Annotated in this window: 38 protein-coding genes and 2 pseudogenes; 23 read left to right on the forward strand and 17 right to left on the reverse strand. The window is 50.1% G+C overall.

From position 1 onward, the window contains the following. Nucleotides 1-3: 3 nt before the first annotated feature. The 17 genes from NWP14_RS01325 to NWP14_RS01405 all read right to left on the reverse strand — a co-directional run bounded on the left by NWP14_RS01325 (nt 4) and on the right by NWP14_RS01405 (nt 9,483). A complete protein-coding gene (locus NWP14_RS01325) occupies nt 4-1,287 on the reverse strand; it encodes an Arm DNA-binding domain-containing protein (protein WP_375214608.1) in 1,284 nt (427 codons plus the stop codon). A 33-nt stretch (nt 1,288-1,320) separates the two neighbouring features. Continuing rightward, entirely contained in the window at nt 1,321-1,572 is a 252-nt protein-coding gene (gene xisR / locus NWP14_RS01330; RefSeq protein ID WP_346431204.1) for an excisionase family protein, read from the reverse strand. A 2-nt stretch (nt 1,573-1,574) separates the two neighbouring features. Continuing rightward, entirely contained in the window at nt 1,575-1,793 is a 219-nt protein-coding gene (locus NWP14_RS01335) for a TraR/DksA family transcriptional regulator (protein WP_375214609.1), read from the reverse strand. Further along, entirely contained in the window at nt 1,790-2,011 is a 222-nt protein-coding gene (locus NWP14_RS01340; RefSeq protein WP_375214610.1) for a hypothetical protein, read from the reverse strand. The genes NWP14_RS01335 and NWP14_RS01340 overlap by 4 nt, the downstream gene beginning before the upstream one ends. Further along, nucleotides 2,008-3,084 (reverse strand): DNA cytosine methyltransferase, encoded by a 1,077-nt coding sequence (locus tag NWP14_RS01345; protein ID WP_375214611.1) that lies wholly within the window; start codon nt 3,082-3,084, stop codon nt 2,008-2,010. The genes NWP14_RS01340 and NWP14_RS01345 overlap by 4 nt, the downstream gene beginning before the upstream one ends. Then, the gene (locus NWP14_RS01350; protein WP_375214612.1) at nt 3,081-3,740 is read right to left on the reverse strand and encodes an MT-A70 family methyltransferase; all 660 of its coding nucleotides are present in this window, start codon (nt 3,738-3,740) and stop codon (nt 3,081-3,083) included. Before NWP14_RS01350 ends, NWP14_RS01345 begins: the two co-directional genes overlap by 4 nt. A gap of 13 nt (nt 3,741-3,753) precedes the next feature. Continuing rightward, a complete protein-coding gene (locus NWP14_RS01355; protein ID WP_375214613.1) occupies nt 3,754-4,023 on the reverse strand; it encodes a hypothetical protein in 270 nt (89 codons plus the stop codon). After that, the gene (locus NWP14_RS01360; RefSeq protein ID WP_375214614.1) at nt 4,020-4,457 is read right to left on the reverse strand and encodes a regulator; all 438 of its coding nucleotides are present in this window, start codon (nt 4,455-4,457) and stop codon (nt 4,020-4,022) included. The genes NWP14_RS01355 and NWP14_RS01360 overlap by 4 nt, the downstream gene beginning before the upstream one ends. A 15-nt stretch (nt 4,458-4,472) precedes the next feature. Next, on the reverse strand, nt 4,473-5,099 hold the full coding sequence (locus NWP14_RS01365; RefSeq protein ID WP_375214615.1) for an ERF family protein: 627 nt from the start codon (nt 5,097-5,099) through the stop codon (nt 4,473-4,475). Then, the gene (locus tag NWP14_RS01370) at nt 5,096-5,254 is read right to left on the reverse strand and encodes a hypothetical protein (protein ID WP_375214616.1); all 159 of its coding nucleotides are present in this window, start codon (nt 5,252-5,254) and stop codon (nt 5,096-5,098) included. Before NWP14_RS01370 ends, NWP14_RS01365 begins: the two co-directional genes overlap by 4 nt. Further along, nucleotides 5,251-5,448 (reverse strand): hypothetical protein, encoded by a 198-nt coding sequence (locus tag NWP14_RS01375; protein WP_375214617.1) that lies wholly within the window; start codon nt 5,446-5,448, stop codon nt 5,251-5,253. Before NWP14_RS01375 ends, NWP14_RS01370 begins: the two co-directional genes overlap by 4 nt. Nucleotides 5,449-5,456: 8 nt before the next feature. After that, a complete protein-coding gene (locus tag NWP14_RS01380) occupies nt 5,457-6,461 on the reverse strand; it encodes a hypothetical protein (RefSeq protein ID WP_375215086.1) in 1,005 nt (334 codons plus the stop codon). Nucleotides 6,462-6,548: 87 nt separating this feature from the next. After that, complete coding sequence (locus NWP14_RS01385; protein ID WP_375214618.1) at nt 6,549-6,743, reverse strand: hypothetical protein; 195 nt, start codon at nt 6,741-6,743, stop codon at nt 6,549-6,551. Then, a complete protein-coding gene (locus NWP14_RS01390; RefSeq protein WP_227550024.1) occupies nt 6,736-6,846 on the reverse strand; it encodes a hypothetical protein in 111 nt (36 codons plus the stop codon). The genes NWP14_RS01385 and NWP14_RS01390 overlap by 8 nt, the downstream gene beginning before the upstream one ends. A gap of 432 nt (nt 6,847-7,278) precedes the next feature. Then, nucleotides 7,279-8,244 (reverse strand): P63C domain-containing protein, encoded by a 966-nt coding sequence (locus tag NWP14_RS01395; protein WP_375214619.1) that lies wholly within the window; start codon nt 8,242-8,244, stop codon nt 7,279-7,281. Nucleotides 8,245-8,387: 143 nt separating this feature from the next. Next, nucleotides 8,388-8,696: a hypothetical protein gene (locus NWP14_RS01400; RefSeq protein WP_375214620.1), complete on the reverse strand. Its 309-nt coding sequence runs from the start codon at nt 8,694-8,696 to the stop codon at nt 8,388-8,390. A gap of 127 nt (nt 8,697-8,823) precedes the next feature. Continuing rightward, nucleotides 8,824-9,483, reverse strand: a complete 660-nt coding sequence (locus tag NWP14_RS01405) for a LexA family protein (RefSeq protein ID WP_375214621.1) — start codon at nt 9,481-9,483, stop codon at nt 8,824-8,826. A 108-nt stretch (nt 9,484-9,591) separates the two neighbouring features. Between NWP14_RS01405 and NWP14_RS01410 the strand changes: the two genes are divergently transcribed. From NWP14_RS01410 to NWP14_RS01520, 23 genes and pseudogenes are all read left to right on the forward strand, one after another. Beyond that, a complete protein-coding gene (locus NWP14_RS01410; protein WP_074185987.1) occupies nt 9,592-9,810 on the forward strand; it encodes a helix-turn-helix transcriptional regulator in 219 nt (72 codons plus the stop codon). 39 nt (nt 9,811-9,849) lie between these two features. Further along, entirely contained in the window at nt 9,850-10,071 is a 222-nt protein-coding gene (locus NWP14_RS01415) for a CII family transcriptional regulator (protein ID WP_375214622.1), read from the forward strand. An 85-nt stretch (nt 10,072-10,156) separates the two neighbouring features. Next, entirely contained in the window at nt 10,157-10,954 is a 798-nt protein-coding gene (locus tag NWP14_RS01420) for a DNA-binding protein (RefSeq protein WP_375214623.1), read from the forward strand. 59 nt (nt 10,955-11,013) lie between these two features. After that, entirely contained in the window at nt 11,014-11,979 is a 966-nt protein-coding gene (locus NWP14_RS01425) for a replication protein (protein WP_375215087.1), read from the forward strand. After that, complete coding sequence (locus NWP14_RS01430; RefSeq protein ID WP_375214624.1) at nt 11,976-12,680, forward strand: replication protein P; 705 nt, start codon at nt 11,976-11,978, stop codon at nt 12,678-12,680. The genes NWP14_RS01425 and NWP14_RS01430 overlap by 4 nt, the downstream gene beginning before the upstream one ends. Further along, nucleotides 12,677-12,985: a MarR family transcriptional regulator gene (locus tag NWP14_RS01435; RefSeq protein ID WP_375214625.1), complete on the forward strand. Its 309-nt coding sequence runs from the start codon at nt 12,677-12,679 to the stop codon at nt 12,983-12,985. The genes NWP14_RS01430 and NWP14_RS01435 overlap by 4 nt, the downstream gene beginning before the upstream one ends. Next, complete coding sequence (locus NWP14_RS01440; RefSeq protein ID WP_375214626.1) at nt 12,982-13,326, forward strand: hypothetical protein; 345 nt, start codon at nt 12,982-12,984, stop codon at nt 13,324-13,326. Before NWP14_RS01435 ends, NWP14_RS01440 begins: the two co-directional genes overlap by 4 nt. Then, nucleotides 13,323-13,850, forward strand: a complete 528-nt coding sequence (locus tag NWP14_RS01445; protein ID WP_375214627.1) for a hypothetical protein — start codon at nt 13,323-13,325, stop codon at nt 13,848-13,850. Before NWP14_RS01440 ends, NWP14_RS01445 begins: the two co-directional genes overlap by 4 nt. Further along, the gene (locus tag NWP14_RS01450; RefSeq protein ID WP_375214628.1) at nt 13,850-14,146 is read left to right on the forward strand and encodes an antitoxin PHD; all 297 of its coding nucleotides are present in this window, start codon (nt 13,850-13,852) and stop codon (nt 14,144-14,146) included. Before NWP14_RS01445 ends, NWP14_RS01450 begins: the two co-directional genes overlap by 1 nt. A gap of 566 nt (nt 14,147-14,712) precedes the next feature. Then, entirely contained in the window at nt 14,713-15,225 is a 513-nt protein-coding gene (locus NWP14_RS01455) for a hypothetical protein (RefSeq protein ID WP_375214629.1), read from the forward strand. A 10-nt stretch (nt 15,226-15,235) separates the two neighbouring features. Beyond that, on the forward strand, nt 15,236-16,012 hold the full coding sequence (locus tag NWP14_RS01460) for a hypothetical protein (RefSeq protein ID WP_375214630.1): 777 nt from the start codon (nt 15,236-15,238) through the stop codon (nt 16,010-16,012). A 431-nt stretch (nt 16,013-16,443) separates the two neighbouring features. Continuing rightward, a pseudogene (locus NWP14_RS01465) lies at nt 16,444-16,560 on the forward strand (DNA polymerase III subunit theta); the annotation flags it as partial. 68 nt (nt 16,561-16,628) lie between these two features. Then, on the forward strand, nt 16,629-16,904 hold the full coding sequence (locus tag NWP14_RS01470; RefSeq protein ID WP_375215088.1) for a TonB family protein: 276 nt from the start codon (nt 16,629-16,631) through the stop codon (nt 16,902-16,904). Nucleotides 16,905-16,914: 10 nt separating this feature from the next. After that, nucleotides 16,915-17,028 (forward strand): annotated as a pseudogene (locus NWP14_RS01475) (DNA polymerase III subunit theta); the annotation flags it as partial. A 192-nt stretch (nt 17,029-17,220) separates the two neighbouring features. Next, nucleotides 17,221-17,676 carry a YbcN family protein gene (locus NWP14_RS01480; RefSeq protein ID WP_375214631.1) on the forward strand — a complete coding sequence of 152 codons (456 nt, stop codon included), beginning with the start codon at nt 17,221-17,223 and terminating at the stop codon, nt 17,674-17,676. Next, entirely contained in the window at nt 17,676-17,846 is a 171-nt protein-coding gene (locus tag NWP14_RS01485; RefSeq protein WP_375214632.1) for a NinE family protein, read from the forward strand. The genes NWP14_RS01480 and NWP14_RS01485 overlap by 1 nt, the downstream gene beginning before the upstream one ends. After that, a complete protein-coding gene (locus NWP14_RS01490; RefSeq protein WP_375214633.1) occupies nt 17,839-18,441 on the forward strand; it encodes a recombination protein NinG in 603 nt (200 codons plus the stop codon). The genes NWP14_RS01485 and NWP14_RS01490 overlap by 8 nt, the downstream gene beginning before the upstream one ends. Next, nucleotides 18,438-18,578 (forward strand): YlcG family protein, encoded by a 141-nt coding sequence (locus NWP14_RS01495; RefSeq protein ID WP_375214634.1) that lies wholly within the window; start codon nt 18,438-18,440, stop codon nt 18,576-18,578. The genes NWP14_RS01490 and NWP14_RS01495 overlap by 4 nt, the downstream gene beginning before the upstream one ends. Continuing rightward, a complete protein-coding gene (locus tag NWP14_RS01500; protein ID WP_375214635.1) occupies nt 18,575-19,264 on the forward strand; it encodes a bacteriophage antitermination protein Q in 690 nt (229 codons plus the stop codon). Before NWP14_RS01495 ends, NWP14_RS01500 begins: the two co-directional genes overlap by 4 nt. A gap of 760 nt (nt 19,265-20,024) precedes the next feature. Then, nucleotides 20,025-20,228: a phage holin family protein gene (locus NWP14_RS01505; RefSeq protein WP_063616002.1), complete on the forward strand. Its 204-nt coding sequence runs from the start codon at nt 20,025-20,027 to the stop codon at nt 20,226-20,228. After that, complete coding sequence (locus tag NWP14_RS01510) at nt 20,200-20,694, forward strand: lysozyme (RefSeq protein ID WP_375214636.1); 495 nt, start codon at nt 20,200-20,202, stop codon at nt 20,692-20,694. Before NWP14_RS01505 ends, NWP14_RS01510 begins: the two co-directional genes overlap by 29 nt. 88 nt (nt 20,695-20,782) lie before the next feature. Continuing rightward, complete coding sequence (locus NWP14_RS01515; protein WP_375214637.1) at nt 20,783-21,244, forward strand: lysis protein; 462 nt, start codon at nt 20,783-20,785, stop codon at nt 21,242-21,244. A 61-nt stretch (nt 21,245-21,305) separates the two neighbouring features. Beyond that, nucleotides 21,306-21,989: a DUF4145 domain-containing protein gene (locus NWP14_RS01520; protein WP_375214638.1), complete on the forward strand. Its 684-nt coding sequence runs from the start codon at nt 21,306-21,308 to the stop codon at nt 21,987-21,989. Nucleotides 21,990-22,561 lie beyond the last annotated feature (572 nt).

The following is a 22,561-nucleotide window of genomic DNA, read 5'->3' on the forward strand; positions in this document are numbered from 1 at the left end:
CCATTACATGGAAATCGCCTGGGGCATCTGTGGGGCATCGCTGTTGAAATTGGCATTAAGAATGCTCAACTGATCGACGTTGTTATCGCTCATCCATTTGCCGTAAACGTTGTAAACCATCTGGGCTGAAGTGTGGCCCATTTGAGCTGCAATAAAGTTTGGGTTTGCCCCGGCGCTCAACGCCCAGCATGCGTAGGTATGACGTGACTCATACGCGCGGCGATGTCTGATCCCCGCACGCTTGAGAATGTCATTCCACGTGGCACCAAAAGAACCAGGCGCATACCAGCTTCCCCCCATCCCGTTTCTGGCGGTCAGCCGCGGTACGAAAACGAAAGTGCAGGCATCCACCCGAACCCGGCCAAACTCGCGCAAATGAACGTCAATCTGGTGCTGCTTACCCATGCGTGTGTAAGCAAGTTGGTTTTTCAGCGCCTGGATGGCTGGCTCTGTCAGATTAACAACCCGGTTTCCGCTTTCAGTTTTAGGCGGGGTGAAGTGTCCTTTTATGGCGATGTTCCGGCTGATGGTTATTGTGCCTTCTTTCAGGTCGATATCTTCCCATGCAAGAGCAGAGATTTCGCCATGCCGCATACCTGTGTTAATCGCCAACACCCACAAATTGCGGATCTGTTCAGACGGGCAACCATCCAGCATTCTCCGATATTCGGCTTTTGTTAACGGGTCCGGATCGGCTTTACTTTTCCTGAGCGGCGCTACCCCGGCAAATGGCGACTTATCGATGTATCCGTTCATCTCAGCAAACTTGAACATCTGGGAAAAGCAATTCAGATAAACGTTCACCGTTCTGACAGTCCTCCCTTTTTTTGCCGATCGGTTTTTCTGGTGTTTACCGCAGATTTGAAAACCGGTTAGCAGTTCTTTGCGCACAAGCAGCACATCTTCGTTACTGAATGCTCCTACTGGTTTCTCTGGCCCGAGAATTTCAGTGCATATTTTAATGTAAGAGACGTACCGATTGTGCGCATTCTCCGTTATCTCCATGCGTTTCAGTTCGAGCCACCGATCTGACAGATTTTTCAATGTCACACCAGGCTGGCTGAAACCAAATCTTCGCAGGTTAGGCGATTGCGGGAATTGGGCGGGATAATTGAAAGCCCCTGTTTTGACCGCATAGCAGATAGAAGTACGCAATTCGCCGGCTACTTTTCTGTTTTTTGGCGTATCAGGCACGCCAAGACTTTCCCTTACCCTGACTCCCTGGTAGATAAACCACAGGCGGAGCGTGCCGCCGTGGTTTTCCACCCCTGTTGGGTATTTGATCATAACGATTCCTCGTTGGTTGAAAGGAAAGGGTATTTAAACAGATTGCTTTCGTGGTTTCGCCGGCTTCTGTCTTTCGATCCACATATCGATTTCATCGATGTTGTAAAAACATGGGCTGTTGTCCCAGGGCTCACAGTCGAAAGACACGTGACGGTATTCCTTCCCTTCGAGAAAGGTGTTTTCACGAGCCTTTTTTAGCGTCCCCTTTTTGATTCCCTTCATGGCGATCAGCTGGTCTTCAGCAACCCATTTTCCGGGGGAAACCATCACAACAACTTCACCCATAATCACCTCCGATGCTTTCCGCGTTCTTCAGCCACTTCCTGACAATCCGCGCAGCGCTGACAGCCCGCCACCAGTTCGCGGCGCCGCGCCGGTATCTCATCGCCGCAATCCACACACTTTTCTGCCGATACCGCGTTATGGTTGATGCGCATGTTCTGGATGGTCATTTCCAGACGGCGCTCTGCCAGCTCGTTGGCCTGATCGATGATTTCTGCGCTCATGATTCCACTCCATACCGGCCTTGCATGCGGCCAATTACACTGACAAATTTCACCAGACTGACGCCCATCGGCCGGACCTTCTCGTAGTGCTTGCGAAGGATGGGGGGGCATACAGCGTTCCACTTCGGTTTAGGCTTTGTGCTCATCGCTTTAGTTAGCTCTTCTGCGCAGCGACGAGCCTGGGCGCGGAGGATGTTTTCCTGTTCTTCTGGCGTCATGCGACCTCCATGTAAGCGCGAATGAAAGCCGCTGCAGCCTGGGCGTTTATGGCGTTCCCGTACCCTTTCAGGCGGCCGACGCGGTTGCTGCTTGCCACTCTTGCCACCCCGGGCTCGACTCGTCCCATGCGTGCGGTAGCCCCATCAACCAGCGGGAATGTGCCGGGTTCAACTGGACGCCATTTCCCATCTCGACAAAAGAGCCAGTCCGCATCTCGCCAAAAACCGTTAACCTCAAGGGGCCGCACAGGCTCGCCGCCCATCCTATTTTGTTCGGAGTCTCTCTGCCGTCCGCGCTCATTTGCACCGTCGTTGCATTGGTGATGTAGTTGACCTGTGGTGTTGGCCAGCCGGCGAACTTCGCTACATGATTCAGGCTGACTGCGACCTTTTTCCCCTCCGGTGTTTTCCCCGTTGAGCTTAACCCCTCGAATGATTGAGACCCCTTCGCATTGGCTGCTGTGGGCGTGGGCCATCCCGTTAACGCCGTCGCCGATTGCAATCCCGGTGCCGGTCCGCGCTTTTTGTCCGGAGGTCTCGGGCCACCCGTCATATCTCCCACAACTGGCGTGGGCCACCCAGTAGGCCCGCTCTCTGATGTGCGGCGCGCCGATACTCGCTGACGTAAACGGCACAAGCCCGAAGGCGTAATCCAATCCTTCCAGGTCTGCTTGTACAAGGTCGAACCATGTGTTTGCGTTACCGCTTGCAACCTGTTCGCCAAAGACATGCTGAGGTCTGCGCTCGCTGATGAGATGGAAGAAGTGTGGCCAAAGGTGCCGCTCGTCAGCAAACCCATCTCCTTTGCCTGCCGCGCTGAAAGGCTGGCACGGGCAGGAACCTGTCCAGACTGGTTTATCGTCAGGCCATCCGGCGAGACGGAGGGAATGAGACCAGACGCCGATCCCGGCGAAAAAGTGACACTGGGTAAATCCTCTGAGGTCGTCAGGTGTGACATCTTCAATACTCCGTTCGTCTACTTCGCCCGGGGCGATATGCCCGGCAGCCATGAGGTTACGCAGCCACTGAGCCGCGAAAGGGTCAATTTCGTTGTAGTAGGCTGCAGGCTTCATGCTGCCTCCGTCTTAACAACGTCGATGGCGCAGCCGGGGAGAAACTCAACGGAAGCGGTAGCGCACTGATTACCCCAGTGACTCCAGCCTGTCGCCGAGCTGCGGCTGAATAACTCAATCCGCGGCACATCGCCGTATAGCAGCTCAAGTCGGTGGCGAACCTCCCACGGCTTTTCGCTATGTGCGCCGAGCGGGCTGCAAACCACCTGTTTAATGCCGGCATTCAGGCGCTCCAACCCGGTGCCGCAGGTGGCGATCAGCACGTCTTCGGTATTAGCGCGGGTGTGGTTGCCGCCGTTCATGCGCGTCTCGGCATTCAGCAGGTCGAGGAAGTCGTAAAAGTCGGCGACCTCTCCCTCTGCCATGGCCTTGTTAATGCGCAACTCGGCCAACTGGTTCAGCTTCACCCAGGTGAAGCCCTTCATCGTGCGCACCGTAAAGCCCCAGCTCTCGGCCAGCTCGATCGCCTCCTGGTTGTGGGTGCCGGTGTACCACATTGCCAGCACGGCGTTATCCGCGGCGAGCTCCCATACCGGCAGGCGCTTCAGGTCGATAAGCCGCATCGTTGAGTAATGGTCGGCTGCTGCTCCGTTGCTGATCGTGTTCCCGTATGACCAGGGTGGATCTGCGTAGATAAGTGAGTACCGCTTGCTCATTGCGCACCTCTTTTCATTCGTTGCTGATGGCACCGTAGCGGGTGCGATAAAGCTTGAATCTCTCGTCTTCGCTTGTCGGCCGCATCGGGCCAACAGGCACAAATCCGGGCCTCATACTTGCTTCAAGATTGTCGTACCAGACATCCTTTTCGAAACGCTGCTGAAGCCGCTCTTCCATGCTCGGTGTCTGGTAATCGTTATTGGCGATAGCTTCAAAGCATCGAGCCAATACCTCATCGCGGCTTCCTGAACGAATAGGGGGGCGCAGATACTGTCCGCTCATAGAACCCCCTCAAATTCATCTATGTACAATCCGGCATTGATTAGCCGGCGGCGCCGGGCCGCTTTCTCTATGCACTCCTTACGGCAGCCACTGCGATGGACCTCGACCGCCCGACGAGTGCAGAGACGGGTTTTCGCTGTCCCAGAAGTCGGGGTTGCGTATTTGATTGAGCTGCTTATGTCGAAATAGCGATCGAGAATCCCCGAGCCGGTTACCCATGTTGAAGATGCGATGATGGTGACTACCTTTCCAGACCCGCGGGTAATCGTCCTGGCTACCTGGTTGAACTCCGGCAATGACACGCCAAAAACAGCAGCAATCTCTTCCCCTGAAACCGGGCGGCCGCGGGTCTGAATCATCCACACGACACGCTCTTTAAGTCCGGAGAACTTCCCGGAGCGACCGGAGCGGCGATAAAAGGCGACTTTTTTCATGGTGTTCTCTCCCCGTCAGGCCGCTTGTTTCAGTTCTTTCAGGCGAATACCGGTAACGTCTTTGCATTTCGCCTGGTGATCCGGGAAGCCATCAAGAAGCCCCCACGCTTTCGCATAACTGGCCTGTAGCGCTTTAGGGTCGTTCTCTGAACTCGCATACCTGGAGAAGTCGGCGAGAACCTTATCGGCGTCAGCTGGCTTAACCTGATGCTGCTCATAATCAGGGTCTGCAGTCGTTTCCTCGGTCGGGATGCAGAACGCCTGAAACGCTGCGTATTTGTAGGCAATCGACATGGCCTTGTTAGTGGCTTTATCACCGCTGTCCATTGCTTCGCCGTAAGTAACAACCGTGTGCAGGCTGCCGTCCTCTGTGCTGACAAAGTCGAACTCAGCACGGACAGTGATGTAAAACAGGGCGCCGCCGTTTTTGCTGGTTCTTTCGCACGATGTACGCTCAGTGCAACGAGGAAGGATCAGCAGTTTGTGTTTAACCAGGGCAGGGGCCAGCGCGTTGTAAACGTCATCAATACCCCTGAACGCGTAGTTGACCTGGCTCCCTTGTTTTCTGCCCTTGCTGATCCCCTTTTCTGCCAGCTCGCCGGCGACAGCGCTGATGGCTGCGTAAACTTTTTTCTCTGTCATTGATAGTTCCCCGCGAATTCTTCCCATCCAATTGCCGCATTCATTCGTTCGGCAGCCAAATCAACCTGGACTTCATTGCTTTGTTCAGAGGAGGTAATTGCCTCTGTCATCAACTGGATAAAAGCATCGTCATCCCATTTTTCTGATGCGCTCATGCCGCCTGCACCCGGTGCGTAATCACGTACCCCTGTTCAGAAAGCCACTCCAGAATCACAGCGCTATCCAACTGAGGAAGGACCTCACGCGTATCAACCGTTCCGTCCAGGACCACGCCGTCAAGCTCAAGCACCTGATCGCGCTGTGTGTTCAGGTATCCGTGGGCGTTGTCGTATCTGAGTTTTAATTTCATGACGCACCTCAGTAACTGATCCCGGTATGCGGGATGTTTCCGTCTTTAATCTCGGTGAGGACTTCAATAGCCTGATCGCGGGTTAGGCTGGTTTTAGCCAGGAGCGCTTTGACGATGTCAGTACCGACAGCCTTGCGGTGTTTAACGTCGGCTTCCCGGCGCGCCTGTTCATCGGCTTTGCGCTTCTCTTCAGCGAGTCGAGCTTGTTCACGCTGCTCAGCTTCACAACGGATGCGATCGGCTTCTTCCTGCGCTTTGCGGCGCTCGGCATCGATAGCCGCCTGTTTGTCAGCCTCTGCTTTCTGCTCAGCCGCAATGCGGTCACGCTCAGCCTTTTCAGCGGACTCCCTCTGCTCACGCTCGGCGCGCTCCTTCGCTAAAAGCGCCTCGCGTTCTCTGGCTGCAGCGGCGTCGATTTCACGCTGTGCCTTTTCTGCTGCTTCACGCTTGGCTTTCTCTTCCGCCTGGCGCTTAATCTCTTCTTCGCGGGCAATGCGCTGGCGTTCGGCTTCGGCTGCTTTATCTGCGCGTTCGCGGTCAATATCTTTATCCATCAGCAGGGCCATTTCGTGGTCCGCTTCGAACTTGGCCGCCAACTCCTGATCGAACTTGATGTTCATTTCCAGCGCTTCGGCGTGCAGCGCGTTCATGGCTTCTTCGGCCTTAATGCGTTCCTGCTCGGCTTCCCATTCGGTCAACGGGCGACGCACTTCATCTTTCAGCGCATCAAGACGCTCACGAGCAATGCGGCGGCTTTCGTCAATCTTCTTTGGCAGCGCCTTCAACTCAGCGACCAGGTCTTTACCTGCGTTGTCGATGTACGTTTTAGAGCGCGCGACCTTGTGAGCCATTGAAGCGATAGCGTCACGGCCTTTTTTGGTGGTTACATCCGGAACCAGGCTGCGCGCTTCTTTCTCGATAGCTTCAATAAGCGGGTCGAGCTGGTCGTTATTGGTGAATACCGCCATCGCGTTTTTCTTTTCGATGACGACTAAATCCGTTATTTCGCTCATGGTTTCTCCTGCAAAAGGTTGAGAGATGCCCGGCACTGGAATGGCTGCCTGATAGCTCAGTTAAATTCGTGCGCTGAAATGCGCTGGTTAATGCGTCCCGGCTGGTACCAGGTTTGGTTCAATGCTGCGCGAGGCGTAAGGCCGCCGGATGTGCCTCAGGTTGCCTTGTGGCTCGTGCCAGTAGCTTCCGTCGCGATAATTGAATGAGACCAGCCAGGCGGCGCCAGTGCGGTCATTGCGCATCATCACGGCGCGTCCGTTGTTTGGAATTGACTTAGCCATTGAATACCCCCGCGACATGCAGAATTTTGATAATCACCGCTGACCAGATAACAAGGCTGACAGCCAGCACGATAACCAGTGAACGAATGCCGTTTCTGCTCATGCGCCACCACCAGGAATAAGACAGTACGCACTGACCACCAGAACGCAGGCCACTATTGCCAATAACTGCGCCAGGAACTTAAACCACTCGGTTTTATCTTCTTCGCGGATCATCTCTTCACCCTGGCCTTATCGCGGCTAACGGAACGTTTGACTAGACCCCAGCGTTGCCGGTGTTGTTTGGATGATTTGAATATACAAAACGTATTCAAACATTGCAATACGAAATGTATACTTAAATCTTGTTCTTCGGCTAACGTTTTGTATTTTCTTTGGTTTTATTTTTACTTGAGTTGGACTGCTTTAAAAAACACCAGTGATAGCTATTTCATAAGGAGTTACGAGCAGAAGGGCGGACAGGTTTAAGGCTGAAGAAGTGCAGAAGGGGTGGGGACGGGTAATAAAAAACCCGGCGCGGTGGCCGGGTCATCCGTTATAATTCAGTCTTCATTTTTCCGAAGACCTTCTCGATCCCGGCTTCATATTCTTCTTTGTTATCACTCATGGCTGCAACACCAAGAAGTTTCCCGATGTGCTGCCGGAGCGCTTTAACACCAATTTCGGAAAGGAACAAGTGTAACTTATCGGTCTGCTTTCCGTTTTCATCACGACTGGCGCGAATCTGCTCAAGTATTTTCCCTTTGCTCTTTGCGAGCGGGACGTAAATCTGCATGTTTGTTAGTTGTCCGAATCGAATTGGTCTGCCTTTTTCAGGGCGATTTAATCCGTATAAGCGGTACCATTCTTCGTATAGTTCATCAGGAAACTCTTTCTCATATTGGCGCGCTTCTTCACGAACAAAAGCCTTGAACGCATTAATGACTTCCTGTACTTCAGGGCGATAACCTGCAATTGCATATGCAAGCCCTTTAATACCGGCCTTCATTGCAGCATTAGAGAGCAACTGTGCCTGTCTTGCAGCCTCAATCCTGCTTTTTGGTAGTGCGCCGGCGATATTGGCTTTTATTAATGCACTAGCCAGATCACCAACTACAGTTATGTCATATCCATGAGCCTCGCTAAAACCCAATGCTGCATCATCACCCTTCCATTGAAAAATAAGGGGATTTTTGAATTTTTCTAGCAAAACTGCATCGACGAAAGGCGCCATGTACTGTGAGTGAATAACCCTGTCAACATCGTTACCAAGACCACCCAAACCAAGCAGTCTGGATAATCCACGCTTACTGGTGACGACTGTTTTATCTTCGTCATTAAGAACGTAACATTCAGCATCAATCCCAAACTCATCCATAAAGCTACCCTTATGGGTCGCTTTATACCCCCATCTGGCTGCTGCTCCTTTTTTGGCTTGAGCGCTACGTTGTTTTGATGTTAACGCCTTGGCGCGAGCGATGCCGCCTTTTGCCTTTCCCTTGGGTTCTTTCTTGTCACTCATTGCTGCAAGCACCTTATTGTGAAATGTGCTTGCATAATAAACACCATGCAATCATAAAAGCAAGCATTGTTTTTATCTACATGCTTGCATTGTTTGGCGTACAAAAAAGGCCGCATTTCTGCGACCTTCTATCAATCATAATTCTAGAAATCATCAATAAGCTCTTGAGCAATCTTATGCACCTGTCGCGGGTTAAACTCACCTGAAATCTCTTTTGGATAGTTGCATTCGTCTATTGTCCATTGGCTAGGATGGTACTCATCGCCTTCGATGTGAACGCCTGGGTCATTTCTATAATATTCCCGGTTCTCATTCACTTCTTTGACCTTTTTTATCGCAGAGTGGCGATCATAGCCAAGAATAACCAGTTTTGCGGCAATCTCGGCATAGATCATGCGATTTTCTTCGTCAACCCTGTCTTGTTCTTCTCGTAATCTAAAATCTGCTGACATTATTACCTCTATAGTGAATAAGATAGTTATTCAATCCTATAACAACTTGAAGGATGTTATTCTTGTCTTGCAATACCACGTCCATCAGATTACGACCTACCCATGCTTCCTGTACGTCTGCAGGTTCCTAAATCAGCTTCAATTTAGTTTCTACAGCAACGCCAATGATTCGACAGTTACCGTTAATGGGCACCAATGGCCACTGTGGGTTTAAGCCTTTCAGGTACTTCTGGCCGCCATCGATGATTAGCTTTTTAAACGTCGCCTCGTTTGATTCTGATAGCTTCGCAATCACCAGGCTACCGTTAATCGCCTCTCGACCAGTGTCAAACAGAACATACGTTCCCTCAGGAATGCTCAACCCAACCGGCGCAGTCATTGAATCACCATCAACCAAAAGCCAAAATGCATCACCTTGAATGTGTGCATTCGACTCCAGCCAAAGATCAATATCTTTCGTTGTATAAGGTTCTACTGCCTCGCACCATGACCCCGCCTGAACGCTGCTTAGAACAGGGTATTTATTACCGGGATTGTAGGGCCCAATGTAACCAACATCGCCTTTTAGCGTTTCGTCAATGATCATGCCGCCAGCCCCAACTGAGAAATTCTGTTTTCCAAGAAAGCGAAGGATTTTTGCTATCTCTTCAAGGCTTGGTTCTCTCCTGGCGTTCAGCCAATGACTAACCGCACCTTTGGTTATCCCGAGATGTTCGGCCAGCTGCTCCTGGTTAACGCCCTGACTTTTCATCAGGGACTTTGCTAAGTCATACCATTTCATACTCATACCTAAATCATACAAGTTGTATATTTTTCTTCTAGACACAAAATGTATATTTACCTTGCGAAGTTAGAATACAATATGTATATTTAAATCGTTTATAGGAGACCCGACATGAACAATCTAAGCAAGATCAGACGTCGAGCAGGGCTTACTCAGCGCCAAATTGCAGTAGAGCTAAACCTGACAACTGGCGCCATCTGCCACTACGAAAACGGAAAGCGGAATCTCAGCATTGAGCAATGCAGAAAGATTGTTGCCGCTCTTAACAAGTTCGGGGCGTCAGTAAGTATTGATGACGTATTCCCGCCAACAAAAGCTAATGCCGCCTGACCGGCGGCCTTTCAAACAACACCAGAGGAAGTATCACAAATGGAAAAATCAATGACACGCAACAAAGTGGAGGCCCGGAGGATAGAGAGCTGGTTACACAGCCAGATATCGGAAGTGGGCGCCACGGCGATCGCAAAAGTGGCCGGAGTCAACAAATCGACGGTAAGCCGCTGGCGCGAGAGTTTGCTTCCAAACATGGCACTGCTGCTGGCCATTCTGATTTCGAACAGGTCGGGAGAGAAGGGGGATTTTGAGGCATGAAGGGTAACAAAAATGGCGAAAGCCGCGGAGCAGCAACTCCAACGGCTTTCTATGCGAATTACTGGATCAATTCACAGGAATAATTATGACCACGCTCTCCCAGCTTTACAAGCAAAAGGATAAAAACGGCACTGGCACTACCGTTAAGAAGACTTTCATGGTGCCTTACGAGGAACTTTACCTGGAACCTGGCGACAACATGCGCCATTTAAATGAGGATTGGGCTCAGCATATGTGTGAGCTCTGGAAGTCAGGCACTGACTTACCGGCGCTAGATGTTCAGGTTACAGAAAAAGGCGTGAAAATTATTGATGGTCAGCACCGCTTTATAGGGGCTGGCTATGCCCGCGCGCAAGGCGTGAGTATCCCTCGGATTGAATGCAAAGACTTTATCGGAACGGAGCTACAGAGGCTTGCGCTTCAGGCTGGCAGAAATAACGGTCTGGCAATAACGTCGATCCAACGAGCCAAGCAATACAACCGCGCTAAAAATCACGGGCATACAACACAGGAAATTGCTGACGCTTTTCATCGGTCCGTTGCTGATGTTGAGAACCACCTTCAACTGCTTTCATCAGGCGACGTGTTACTCAGTATGGTTGAAGCCGGAGAGGTGTCAGCTTCTACTGCTGTGGCTCTTTCTCGCGAGCATGGTCCAAAGGCTGCAAAAATCGCAAAAGAGGGTCTAGCCAGGGCCAAAGCCTCTGGCAAAAAGAAACTCACCCGCAGCGCGGCTCTGCCGCAGTTTAGCGCAGAAAAGGCGCGCCAGTTCCTTCAGATAGTCGCTGATCAGGCTGATATTGAACTGCCAGCTGATGCGCGTGCCATCCTGGATGCCTACCGCGAGTTCCTGAAAGAGGCGGGCTGGGAGAGTGAAGCATGAATACTGCAGAAATACTCAAGTTCCCCGGCAGCGCGCCGGGCCAATTCAGGAGCAACAGGATGGACAACCAGAAGTCTGGCTACATCCCGTTGTACCGGAGCGTCCTCAAACAGCCGTGGGCAAAAGATGTGTACCTCAGGACCCTGTGGGAAAACCTGCTGCTCAATGCTGCGCGACAGCCATTTACAGCGACTTTTAAAGGCCGCGAATGGTCCTTGCTTCCCGGTCAACTGGTGGCCACTGCGGCTGATTTAGGGCTGCAGCTTTGCGACCGAAAAGGTAACCCTACCAGCCGAGATTCTGTTGAGCGAATGCTGGCAGTTTTTGTGCGTGAAGGGATGATTTCTATCGAAGGAGAGAAGCAAAAAGGGAGAGTGATCAGTATCACAAATTTTGCTGAGTATGCTCAAAAAATAGATATTTTACCCGCACAAATAACCGCACATGTAGCCGCACAAACAATCGCACATGACGAAGCCAGCAATGGCGAGGGTTTGAAGGCCATACCCGCACATGGTGGCGCACATGAAGCCGCACAAACAACCGCACAACATGAACAAGAAGGTAATAACAAGAATAAAAAGATTAAAAGATCTTCGTCCGAGAATTCTGGCGAATCCTCTGACGACCGCCTGAAGAAATTTTTGTCTGCTCACCCTGACGCGGTAGTTCACACCCCAACCGGTACTAAGTGGGGAACCTCTGAAGACCTGCGAGTCGCTGAGTGGATTTCCTCCAGGGTAAAAATCATCGCACCTGCCAGCAAGTCGCCAGACCTGACGAGCTGGTCAAACTCAGTGCGACTAATCCGACAGATGGATAACCGCACTCACAGCGAAATTTGCACCCTGTACGACTGGGCCAGCAAAGACTCGTTCTGGAAAACCAACGTTCTGTCGCCTGACAAGCTGCGCAAGCACTGGGACACGCTGACGCTTCAGCGAGATGGCGGGCGGACACATCAGACCAATCGGGAAGAGCTGGACTGGAACAACACAGACTGGATCGACGGAGTGCACTCATGAAAAACATTGGTCAGCAGCTTCAGGAATTGGATCGAGACCAGTTTCGTCGCATTGCACACGGCTTGCCGGAGCAACACGAAGAGCGTCCGCAGGCAGAAAAAACGGCAGAAATTTTAAACGAGTTATTTAACCAACTGCGTGCAACGTTCCCGGCCAGTATGGCGAACTTCCGAACCCAGGAAGAGCTCAACGAATTTCGCCGCCAGTGGCTTCTAGCGTTCGGGGAAAACGGTATTACCGATCTGGCACAGGTTGCCGCGGGAATGCGAGTCGCACGGCGCCAGGAAAAGCCTTTCCTGCCGTCTCCGGGGCAGTTTGTTGCATGGTGCAAAGCTGAAGAATCAGCCGCTGCCGGGCTTCCCGATGCACACGATCTGGTCGACATGGTTTATCAGTACTGCCGGACAAGGGGCCAGTATCCGGATGCAGAGTCATACCCCTGGAAAAGCAATACACACTACTGGCTAGTCACAACCCTCTACCAGAACATGCGAGCAAACAGCCTCAGTGACTCTGAGCTGCGTCGAAAGGCTGCGGATGAGCTAGGGCGCATGGCAAGGCGTCTGAACGCAGGGGAGGCGATACCAGAGCCCGTTAAGCAACTGCCAGTTTTGGGCGGACGCCCTCTTAGTCGGGAGATGGGATTAAATAAAATCGCTGAAATTCGTCAAAAGTTTGGCCTGGGGAGGGGAAAATCATGAAAAAAACCAGCAACCGGCAGCTAATCATCAATTTCATCGGCAAACACCCTGGCTGCACGTTTGCCGAAGTTATCGAAGGCACTGATCTGCTTAAGTCCTGCGTTAACTCAGCATTGTGCAAGCTATCAGAAAGCAAAGAAATCAGGCGTTCTGGCCCGAAAGGCGCTTACACATATTCGCTTCCTTCCTGGCAGAAAATCGTTGAGCCGGTACGGGAATTCACATTCGAATTTACGCCCTATTTTGGCTGCAGAAACCCAATAACGAACCTGTTTAACCAGTGCCTGGCGGGAGTGAGAAAATGAACATTGAAACGGTAAACGAGCTCATTCATACGCTGGAGAGCGCAGGCGAGTTGTCAATCAAAGAGCGGAAGTACCTGGACCTGGCTAAGGCGTACCAGCAGCTGGCTTCGGAGAACGTGGGGCTGAAGGCAGATGTTGCGCGGTTGAATGAGCGGGTGTGTGTGCTGGCGGCGGACAATTTTGCGCTGATAAATTCTTCGGTATGTACTCTGCAAGATGGGCGTCCTCCGCATGGCTTTTACGCAAGCGAGTGGTTTATTGCCAAGTTAAAAAATGGTGGCTTGGATAAATTCTGCCGGGAATGTGGTGAGCCTTTGACAAAAGAAGGAGGTGCCGCATGACAACTGATATCACCGAACTTACACCTGAAGTTGCTCGCGAGTCCGGCAGCATCCTGTTTATCGTTGCTGCCCGAATGGCTCGCCGTGAGTTTTTCACTCCACTCCATGCACTCTGTGAAGCTGGTAAGCGCGTTGTCAGCACCAGAGCGTTGCGTGAAGCGGTAGAGCGTGCAGAAGAGCACATGGTTAGCCAGGTCCCGAAAATCGTTGACGGTCACGACAGGCTGACCAAAAAGCTCAAAGAAGCTGAGTCCCGCAATGCTGAGCTGGTAGAGGCGCTGGAGAAGGCGCAGGCCAAAAACGCACTCGTTGCCGGCGGCATTGAGGCTGCGGCAAAGCTGCATGATCGCATGGCCGAGCTGGAGTCCCGCACCGTCACCGTGAAGCTGCTTGATTGCGATTTGGCAGCCGTACAGCACATGTCTGGCGGAAGCAAGGATTACTGCAATGGGTTTGTTGACGGGACGCAGAACGCCATCAGGGCTATGCGCTCCGCCGGCGTCGACGTCAGGGAGGCTGAGTGATGGCTACTAAAGCGCAATTGCAAGACCAATTCACGCGACTGGAAAACGAAAACCGGGAACTTAGTCGCCTTTTGGCAAGAGCTGAGCGCGAGCTTAACAACAGGCTACTGGACGAGGAGTTGCCGCCAGAGGAAATACCGTACCGCGTTACCTGCCTGATGAAGTATCACGGCATGCCATGGGAAGTATTCTGGTGCTCTGAGCACAAGCGCTGGATGGATGAGATGGATAGCAGCTTTCCATACTCAATGAGCGACAATACTTGCCCGGTATGCCGGTGTGAGGAGAGTCAATGACCAGTAATCGAGATATTCGCAGAATCATGGCAGCAGGAATCCCAAACCGGGTGTATCGTGTTAGTAATACTCGCAAGATGGTGAATTATTCAAGAGTGCTGCCGGGGGGGGCGTCTATTGCATTCGTGTTAAATGGAGTGCGCGTCAGGCGCGCAAGGGGTGCTAACAATGACTAGCAAATTATCTAAGAGATGATTGAATGGCTGGCGGTGCATGTGTAGCAAAGCAGAGCGAGACATTTCAGCAACTAATCTAGAGATTAATCTATATTCTACAACCTGATTAGTCATTCAATCCAAAGTTCCATAGCTTCAAAGCAATGAAATATTTCATTGATACCTTCAATGAGGTATTTAAATTTCATAAAGTAACCCTGTGAAGCATTGGGGATATAAAGTGATGGTTGCAGGTATAGATAATTGCCAGTTAATTAGTGTGGCTGCATTTAATTTACAATGATCCATTTTCAGACCTAAATACTATTAAGTGATTTTAATTTGGTGTATGTTGTTGTATACTAATTTTAGTATGTACTATATGATTCTACTGATGAGGTTGAGGATTTTATGACTGAGCAATCTGAACTATATGATGCGCTAAAAGGAATGACTGGTGTTTCAAGTATAACGGAACATAAATTCAAGGCAAATAGCGAGTCTGATTATTACGCGTTTGGGTCATTTTCGTTTACCTCGGATGAAAATGAGGCTCCCTATTCAATAGTTTATTCAATTTTCAAGAAGCCATCGTCTGCAGCTATCGGTTTTAGCATCAACTTTTTATACGAGAAGTTCGAAAGAAAGTTATTGCATACTGAGGTGGTGGAACTTGTTGATAAATATAATAGATATTCAATAGGAATCAAAGCTCATACTCTAGAGCAGGAACGTGATGATGAACTAAAGGTGTCCTTAAATACAGAGTTTTATCTTGCGGGTTCAACAAATCTGCTTGAGGAACAAATTAATAATATTTATGTAACCCTTCGGTTTTTGGAAAATGCCCCGCTTGTTTTTAGCGATTATCTAAAAGATAATGGAATAAAGCACGATTATCTATCTAGTGAAATTAAAAGTTAAGGTGTAACTTATGAATTTTACTACTTTTATAATATTTGTATTTACTGGCGCTACTACTTTCTTTGCAAGTCGTATCATTAGGCATTTCGGTGGTGGTGATGATGTTGCTCAGTTGGTCTACCCAATTATTGCTTTGTTTTTTCTATGGATTTCATCTTTCGTTGAAAGTAAAGAAAGAAAAAAAGAAGTATCGAACGCCAGGAAAACAGAAAGGGAAATATGGGTTTCATTACTTAAAAATTTTAAGCGCTCAAAAGATGAACTGTATGAGAGAATAATACAGGCATACACAAGTGAACGTAAATACAATGATTCTTTTTATGCTAATAAAATTGATGAGGCAATAAAAAATGAGTTGCCTTATAAAAAACAAGTAACTCAGTTATCTGCTAAGCTACTGGCGATCTCTTCTAGAAACGCAGAGTTAGTTGAAGAGTCATCACAAAAAGATGAGCACATTGAGGCTATTTTGATTTCAAAAAGTTCTCTTGATAGAAAAATATCTGATTTTATTAGGCAGCTAAGGCTTTTCCACCAGGAAATAAATCGCGAACTTAAAGATACAACTTCAAAAAATTCATCTATTTGGAAAACTATTGATGAGCTAGCAGGGAAAATATTTGAAGAAATTAATCGATTTGATGCTTATATTTCTCAGTCATTAATTGAAGAGAAGGAGCAGTTGAGTCCCATTAATAGAAAAACCACACGACTTGAACCGCAAAAAGAGTTTGATTCTCAAGTCGATATTTTTCAGATGGAAATTAGCAATAACAGAAAAAGATAGCATTTCATCATTGTTTCTAATTAATTCGTGTTACATGGCGATAATTGATCTCAACGGAATAATGAATGTTGTCAATTCAACCCGCTTCGGTGGATTTTCTTTGTTTTCTGTTATTGGTGGCGTTTACGGGTAAATTATTGTTTGTGACTACCGCGGCGTGAAGTACGCCAAGGACAAGCAGGTTGCGCGCTGCGGCAACACCGTCCCGCCGCCGTTCGCTGAAGCGCTGGTGAGGGCTAATTTACCGGAATGTATTAGAAGGGTTAGGCGGTATAGTGTCATACTGAAAAAGAGATATAGTAGCAATGTAGTTTCCCCCCGCGATGTGGGGGTCATTGGGTAATACAAGTGATGCTTTTTGATAAAGCAATCATTTTCCCCCGTTTGCGGAGGGGGCTGTAGTTTAACACCCTAATTTTTAGGGGGTATTTATGTCTAAGTGGAACATTGCAGCTAAACCGAAAGACGAGCAGGACAAGGTTAACGTAGACCTTGCCGCTAGTGGCGTAGCGTACAAAGAACGCCTTAACAAGCCGTTCTTCGCTCAAAAACATAACAATTGGTACCGTCGATGAAAAAAATATTACTTCTGGTTTGTACTGCGCTTATATCAAACATGGTGTTTGCTGTTGAAAATCCGAAAGAAACAATACCTGTACGAATAAGCTGTCCTTCCCCGTTATATCCTGTTTCCGCAAAAGCTCTAGGGATTGGCGGCACTGTAAAATACGCTGCCTCAGTTAATGAAAAGGGGGAAGTCACTTCTGTCGAGACAACTGGTGATGAGGTCTTTTTTACAGTAACTAAATTAGCAGTGAGAAAGTGTAAGTTTGAGCCCGGAAAGCCTGGTATTTCTCGGAGTACAATAAACTTTCGACCGTCCAGACCGTAAAAGTCACTTCCTGCGCGAATACTTCATGGAGCGCGTCCGCTACTACCGCGAGCAGAGCATCCAGTTGCCGCGGGCTAGTGACCCACGCTATATCGAGATGGCCAGCCAGAACGAGAAGAAATAATTCCCCCTGAGCCTTTGCACTCATAGGGAATCCCGGTCATAATTCCTTTGTCAGTCTGAGCAACTGACAACTAGATTCCGGCGCCAAGTGGGGACACATGGCGCACAAAACCTCAAAGCAACACCTGTCACCGATGGCGAAAGTCACCGGCGATTTTCTGCATTCTGCGTTTAGCCTCATTGGAGGTGGAGCGTGAACTTCCCTCAAGAAGGCATCAAGCTGCATAACGGCAACTTTGCAGCTATAGGCCAACACCTGCAGCCATTCCTTGCCAATGGCGACACCTACCGACTAATCCTCAAGCCGTGGCGTGAAAAGCGCAGTCTGTCGCAGAACTCACTTCTGCATATGTGGCTGGGTGAAATCAGCGAATACCTGATTAAATCCGGACGCACAGACGCCACGCCAGAGTGGGTTAAGCGTAACCTTAAGAAGACCTATCTCGGATGCCAGGAAGTCACCTACACCGACTTCATCACCGGCACCAAAGAAACCACATGGGAGCCTCGTCATACCTCCGCTTTGGATACAGGCGAAATGCATATTTTCCTGTGCAAGGTAGAGGCGTGGTGCGCTCAGTTTGGGCTAGCCCTGACAATCCCTCACGGATGCGAGTATCAGCAACTCCAGCAGAAGCAGGAGGCCTGATGAACAGTCCCATCGCTAAAGTAATGGAACGGTCGATATTCCGCACCTCCGGCCCTCGCAAGCGCAAGGAAGAGGTTAAGCCCTCCGACATTCCAACGATGCTCGGATACACCGCTCGCCTGGTCGATAAGAAGTGGCTCTGCCTGAGAGCAAGGAGGCCACATGCGTAAACCAGCACGCCGTAAATGCGCCCACTGCCGCGAGTGGTTCCATCCTGCCAGGGAAGGTCAGACTGTTTGCTGCTTTGAATGCGCCAGCGCGATCGGCAAAAAACAGGCGACGAAAGCTCGCGAAGCCGCAAAGCAGAAGGGGTTACAGCGCCAGCGCGATGCTGAGAAAAAAGAGCGCGCAGCGTGGCGCAAACGTAAAGCCGCGGTTAAACCCCTCAAGCACTGGGAAGACATGACCCAGCGCGTAGTCAACGACTATATCCGCGAACGTGACCATGATTTGCCGTGCATCAGTTGCGGCACGCTCGAAACGGTGCAGTGGGAGGCCGGGCATTACCGATCCCGCGGTAAAGCATCTCACCTGCGCTACATCGAGGACAATATCAATAAACAGTGCCATCACTGCAATGTCCAACTGTCCGGCAATCAGCAGCAATATCGTATTGGCCTGATAGCCAGGAAAGGCGTTGAGCTCGTCGAGGCGCTCGAAAACAACAACACCCCTCACCGATACACCATCGAAGAACTGGAATGCATCAGGCGCCATTACAGCGCGTTACGCCGTGCGCTCGTTAAACAACGGGAGGCCGCATGAATCAGATCGCCTTAGAGAGAATCCGGGAGCGCTGGCAAAAGCTCCGCCTCTGCCGGCACCGCGGCACAGTGATGACCGATTACCGAATCCTGAGAAATTACATCCGCATCTATCAGACCCTGGGAGAGACAGCATGACGATCCAATATTTAGAATATGTTCGCCAGCAGCTGATAGTTGCAACCGCCGATCTGAGCGGCGCGACGAAAGGGCAGCTCGTTGCATTTGCTGAGAATGCGATGTTTGAAGCTACGCCGCGCAGCCGCGGGCGCAAAAAAGTGTACGACCCGCAGAAGAAGCGAATGGTTAACCCTGACAGCCCTCCCATGTCTGGCAGCCAGTCACGTGCTAAAGGTTCAGCAATCGCTCTGGTGCTTCCTGTCGAGTATTCAACTGCATCGTGGCGCCGCGCGCTGCTGTCTCTCGACGATCACCAGAAGGCGTGGCTGCTCTGGAACTACAGCGACAATATTCGCTGGGAGCACCAGGAGACGATCACCCGGTGGGCGTGGGAGCAATTCTGCTCGCAGCTGGCCGGCGTGCGCATTGCAAAGAAAACAGTCGATCGCCTGCGGCAGCTTATCTGGCTGGCGGCGCAGGATGCCAAGGCGGGGCTGGCTGGTCGCAATCAGTATCAGTACGCGGACCTTGCGGCTATGGCGGGCGTGACTCCCAAGAACTGGTCGGAAACCTTCACAGATCGATGGGAGGCGATGATAGGCATCTTTATTGGGCTGGATAGTGACGCACTTTTGCAGGTGACGCGATCACGTTCACAACAAAAGGCGACAAATTTAGATGTAAGTCTTGCAAAACTGGATTAAATGAGTCATATTTGAGTCTACTTTGATATGCTGCCTTAACTTTAAGTGGCGGCATGATGACTAAAAAGGCCCTGGCGGAAACGTCGGGGCTTTTGCGTTTCTGGAGGCAGGAAATGTGAATAGGAACGGGTCGACCGCGGCCTAATGGCCATGTTGCAGTAGTGATGCTGCCCCGAGTCGCGTAATGGTGAGCCTGTGTGGTGATGGGTAAGGGTTCATAAATAACACAAGCCCCGGTAAAGCAGCGCGAACGCCAGACGCGCCCCGGTTATTAGCGGCGATGATGCGACAGGAACTCAAGGGCATGAGCGCGGACCACTGCGAGAGTGTGGCAAGAATTTGCTGGTTTAGCTCAGCAGGTAGAGCGCCCTCCTTGTTAGCAGGCACTTAAAAGTTACTTTTACGTTGTGCATTTTTTTTGTTTTTTTATGAAAAAAGTCCCTTACTTGGGAAATCGAGAAAATGACTATGGGATGATCTCACTACGTTTAACTAAATAGTGAGGGAATTTATGGGTGGTAATGATATCGATGTAGGCCTTGTGGTTGCGGTGTTTGTAATCGCTGCTATCTTTTTGTTAAGTAAGGTTTTTTTGTAAAAAATAGAGAGTGACTCAATTAAAACCCATGCGACGCGCGGGCTTTTCTATTTCAGGCCCGCGGGAATCATCATCGACACGCTTCGTTGTTAAATCCAGCCTGACGGGCCTGACCCCTTTTATGACTACTTACAGCACCCGCTAACTACGCGAGGTGAGAGCATGCAACGCATGGATAAAATCAGAGAATGGCTCAGTTACTGGGTTGGAGGCTTAACGACCATGGGTGGCGTTCTTTCCCTGAACGACTGGGCAATCATCATCGGTATCGTCTGTACCATCGGCACCTTCGGGGTGAACTGGTACTACAAGCGCAAAGAGCGCGAGGACAGATTAAATGGCAATGTCACCGGCGCTCAGAAATAGCATCATCGGAGCCCTGGGTACGGGCGCCATTGGTATCGCTACCGTCATGGTTTCCGGGAAGGCTGGTCTTGAAGGGCGAGAGTATGTCGCTTACCGGGATATTGTTGGCATAGTCACTGTCTGCGATGGCCACACAGGATCGGATATTGTCTGGGGAAAGCGGTACACGGATAAAGAGTGCGACGCGCTAACCCGGCGCGATATACAGCGCATTGCCGCGCAGGTCGATCCGCATATCAAGGTGCCGACCACAGAAACCCAGCGCGCCACCATTTACTCATTTGCATATAACGTCGGCGCCACTGCAACCATTAACTCCACGCTGCTGAAAAAGCTGAATGCCCGCGACTATGCCGGTGCCTGTGCAGAGTTAAAGCGTTGGGTATATGCCGGCGGCAAGAAATGGAAAGGGCTGGTTAATCGCCGTGATGTCGAATATCAGGTATGCACCTGGAGCCAGAAATGAACATGATTTGTTTTGTTATCGCCGCGTTCCTTGCCTTCAATGGTAATGATGCGTGGCCGTGGTTTCTGGCTGTTGGAGTAATCATGTCATGAGCCGCTTAACCGCCATTATCAGCGCAGTTGTCATCTGCCTGATAGTCAGCCTTGGGTGGTTGGCTAATCACTATCACACCAACGCCACCCAGTTCAAAGAGCAGCGCGATAAAGCCACTGAAAAGCTCAGCCTGGCTAACGACACCATCACCGACATGCAGACCCGGCAGCGCGACGTCGCGGCTATAGATGCCAAATACACCGGAGAACTGGCAGATGCTAAAGCCACTATCGATCAGCTTGAGCGTGATGTTGCTTCTGGCAAGCGTCGGCTGCAGCTCAACACCAGATGTCAAGATAACGGAGCGACCGGCGCCGGCGGCGTGGGCGATGCTTCCGGCCCCAGACTTACTGACTCCGCTGAACGGGATTATTGGCGTCTCCGAGCCGGAATCGCCACCATCACCGGGCAAGTGAGCTACCTGCAGGATTACATTCGCAAGGAGTGCCTTCGATAAATTTTAAGATCTAAAAATGTATATGACATATATTTATCTTCACACACATGCGGAGGTTGATATGTCATCTTGGGAGTGTCCATTTTGTGGGCGGTTATCAGTTTTCGAGTCAATACAAAAAAAGCACGATCGCTTCTCATTCGCAGCAGACACAAAGTTTGGCGCGCTTGTTTTCGATTCTTATGTAAATGTCTGCCCAAATCCAGAATGTAAAGAATTTACATATGTTTCAGTTCTCTCTAAAGGAAAACTTGAAGTAGGTTCTTACAAACCAGTGGGTCAAATAGAAAGCTGGGTAAATAGACCTGGTGGTATTTATAAACAGTTTCCAGATTATGTGCCAAAGCCTATTTTGGATGATTACAAAGAGGCGGTTCTAATCAAAAATCTGTCGCCAAAAGCATCTGCAACTCTATCGCGTAGATGTCTTCAGGGGATGATTAGAAATGTTTGGAATGTTAAACCAGCAAGACTTGTTGATGAAATAAAGGCGATTGAGGGGCAGATAGAATCGACCTTGTGGAAAGCTATCGATGCTATAAGAAACATTGGCAACATCGGCGCTCACATGGAAAATGATATCAATACCATCGTTGATGTTGATCCTGGAGAAGCTGAAATGCTGATCGGACTGTTGGAACTGCTTATTCAGGAATGGTACGTCGAGAAGCATGAAAGACAGCTGAGAATTGATGCAATTACAGCTTTGGCTGCTGAAAAAAAAGCGTTAAAGCAAGCAAAATAAGCATCCTCCGGGAGTTTTCTACCGACGCAAAAGCCTCCCTCGGGTGGCTTTTTTAATGGCTTGCTATTCTGCAGACATGCCGATCCCCAGAATGGAGTTCCTGTTCACGTGGCAGGCCAGTCTGGAGTTAAATGCGAAGCTTTATTCTGCTCTGGGGCAGTGCAATCTGGATAAGGCAGGGATTAGAAGTAATGAAGAACTCCGCAGAGCTTTGCAATGATGAGGCAGACCAGAAGGGTGATGTAGCTAATTGATTGAGCGTGCGGTGCTAACGCATTCAGCATTTCTAACATATATATATCTCCTTTGACGTGGTTGTGTGATTTCTATTGTGTAACTTAATAAGCGGCTAAAAAGGTCCGCTGCTATTAGAGAACCCATTCAACCGTTCCCCTATAGTGTGACCTATTAAATAGCGCAACAAAACAGTGTCGCCGATGCGCCTTTACAGGAGCCATTCACCGAGTGGCTTCGATAATGCTTTACCCCGCGCCGTATCGTCGCAGCATCCACACATTAACCATGACCGCAGCCCGACGGGGCACTCCTCTGCGTGAGTGTGTGGGGATAAT

The organism is Klebsiella sp. C349492 (genome assembly GCF_042055345.1).
In the GTDB taxonomy this organism is placed as follows: Bacteria; Pseudomonadota; Gammaproteobacteria; order Enterobacterales; family Enterobacteriaceae; genus Klebsiella; species Klebsiella scottii.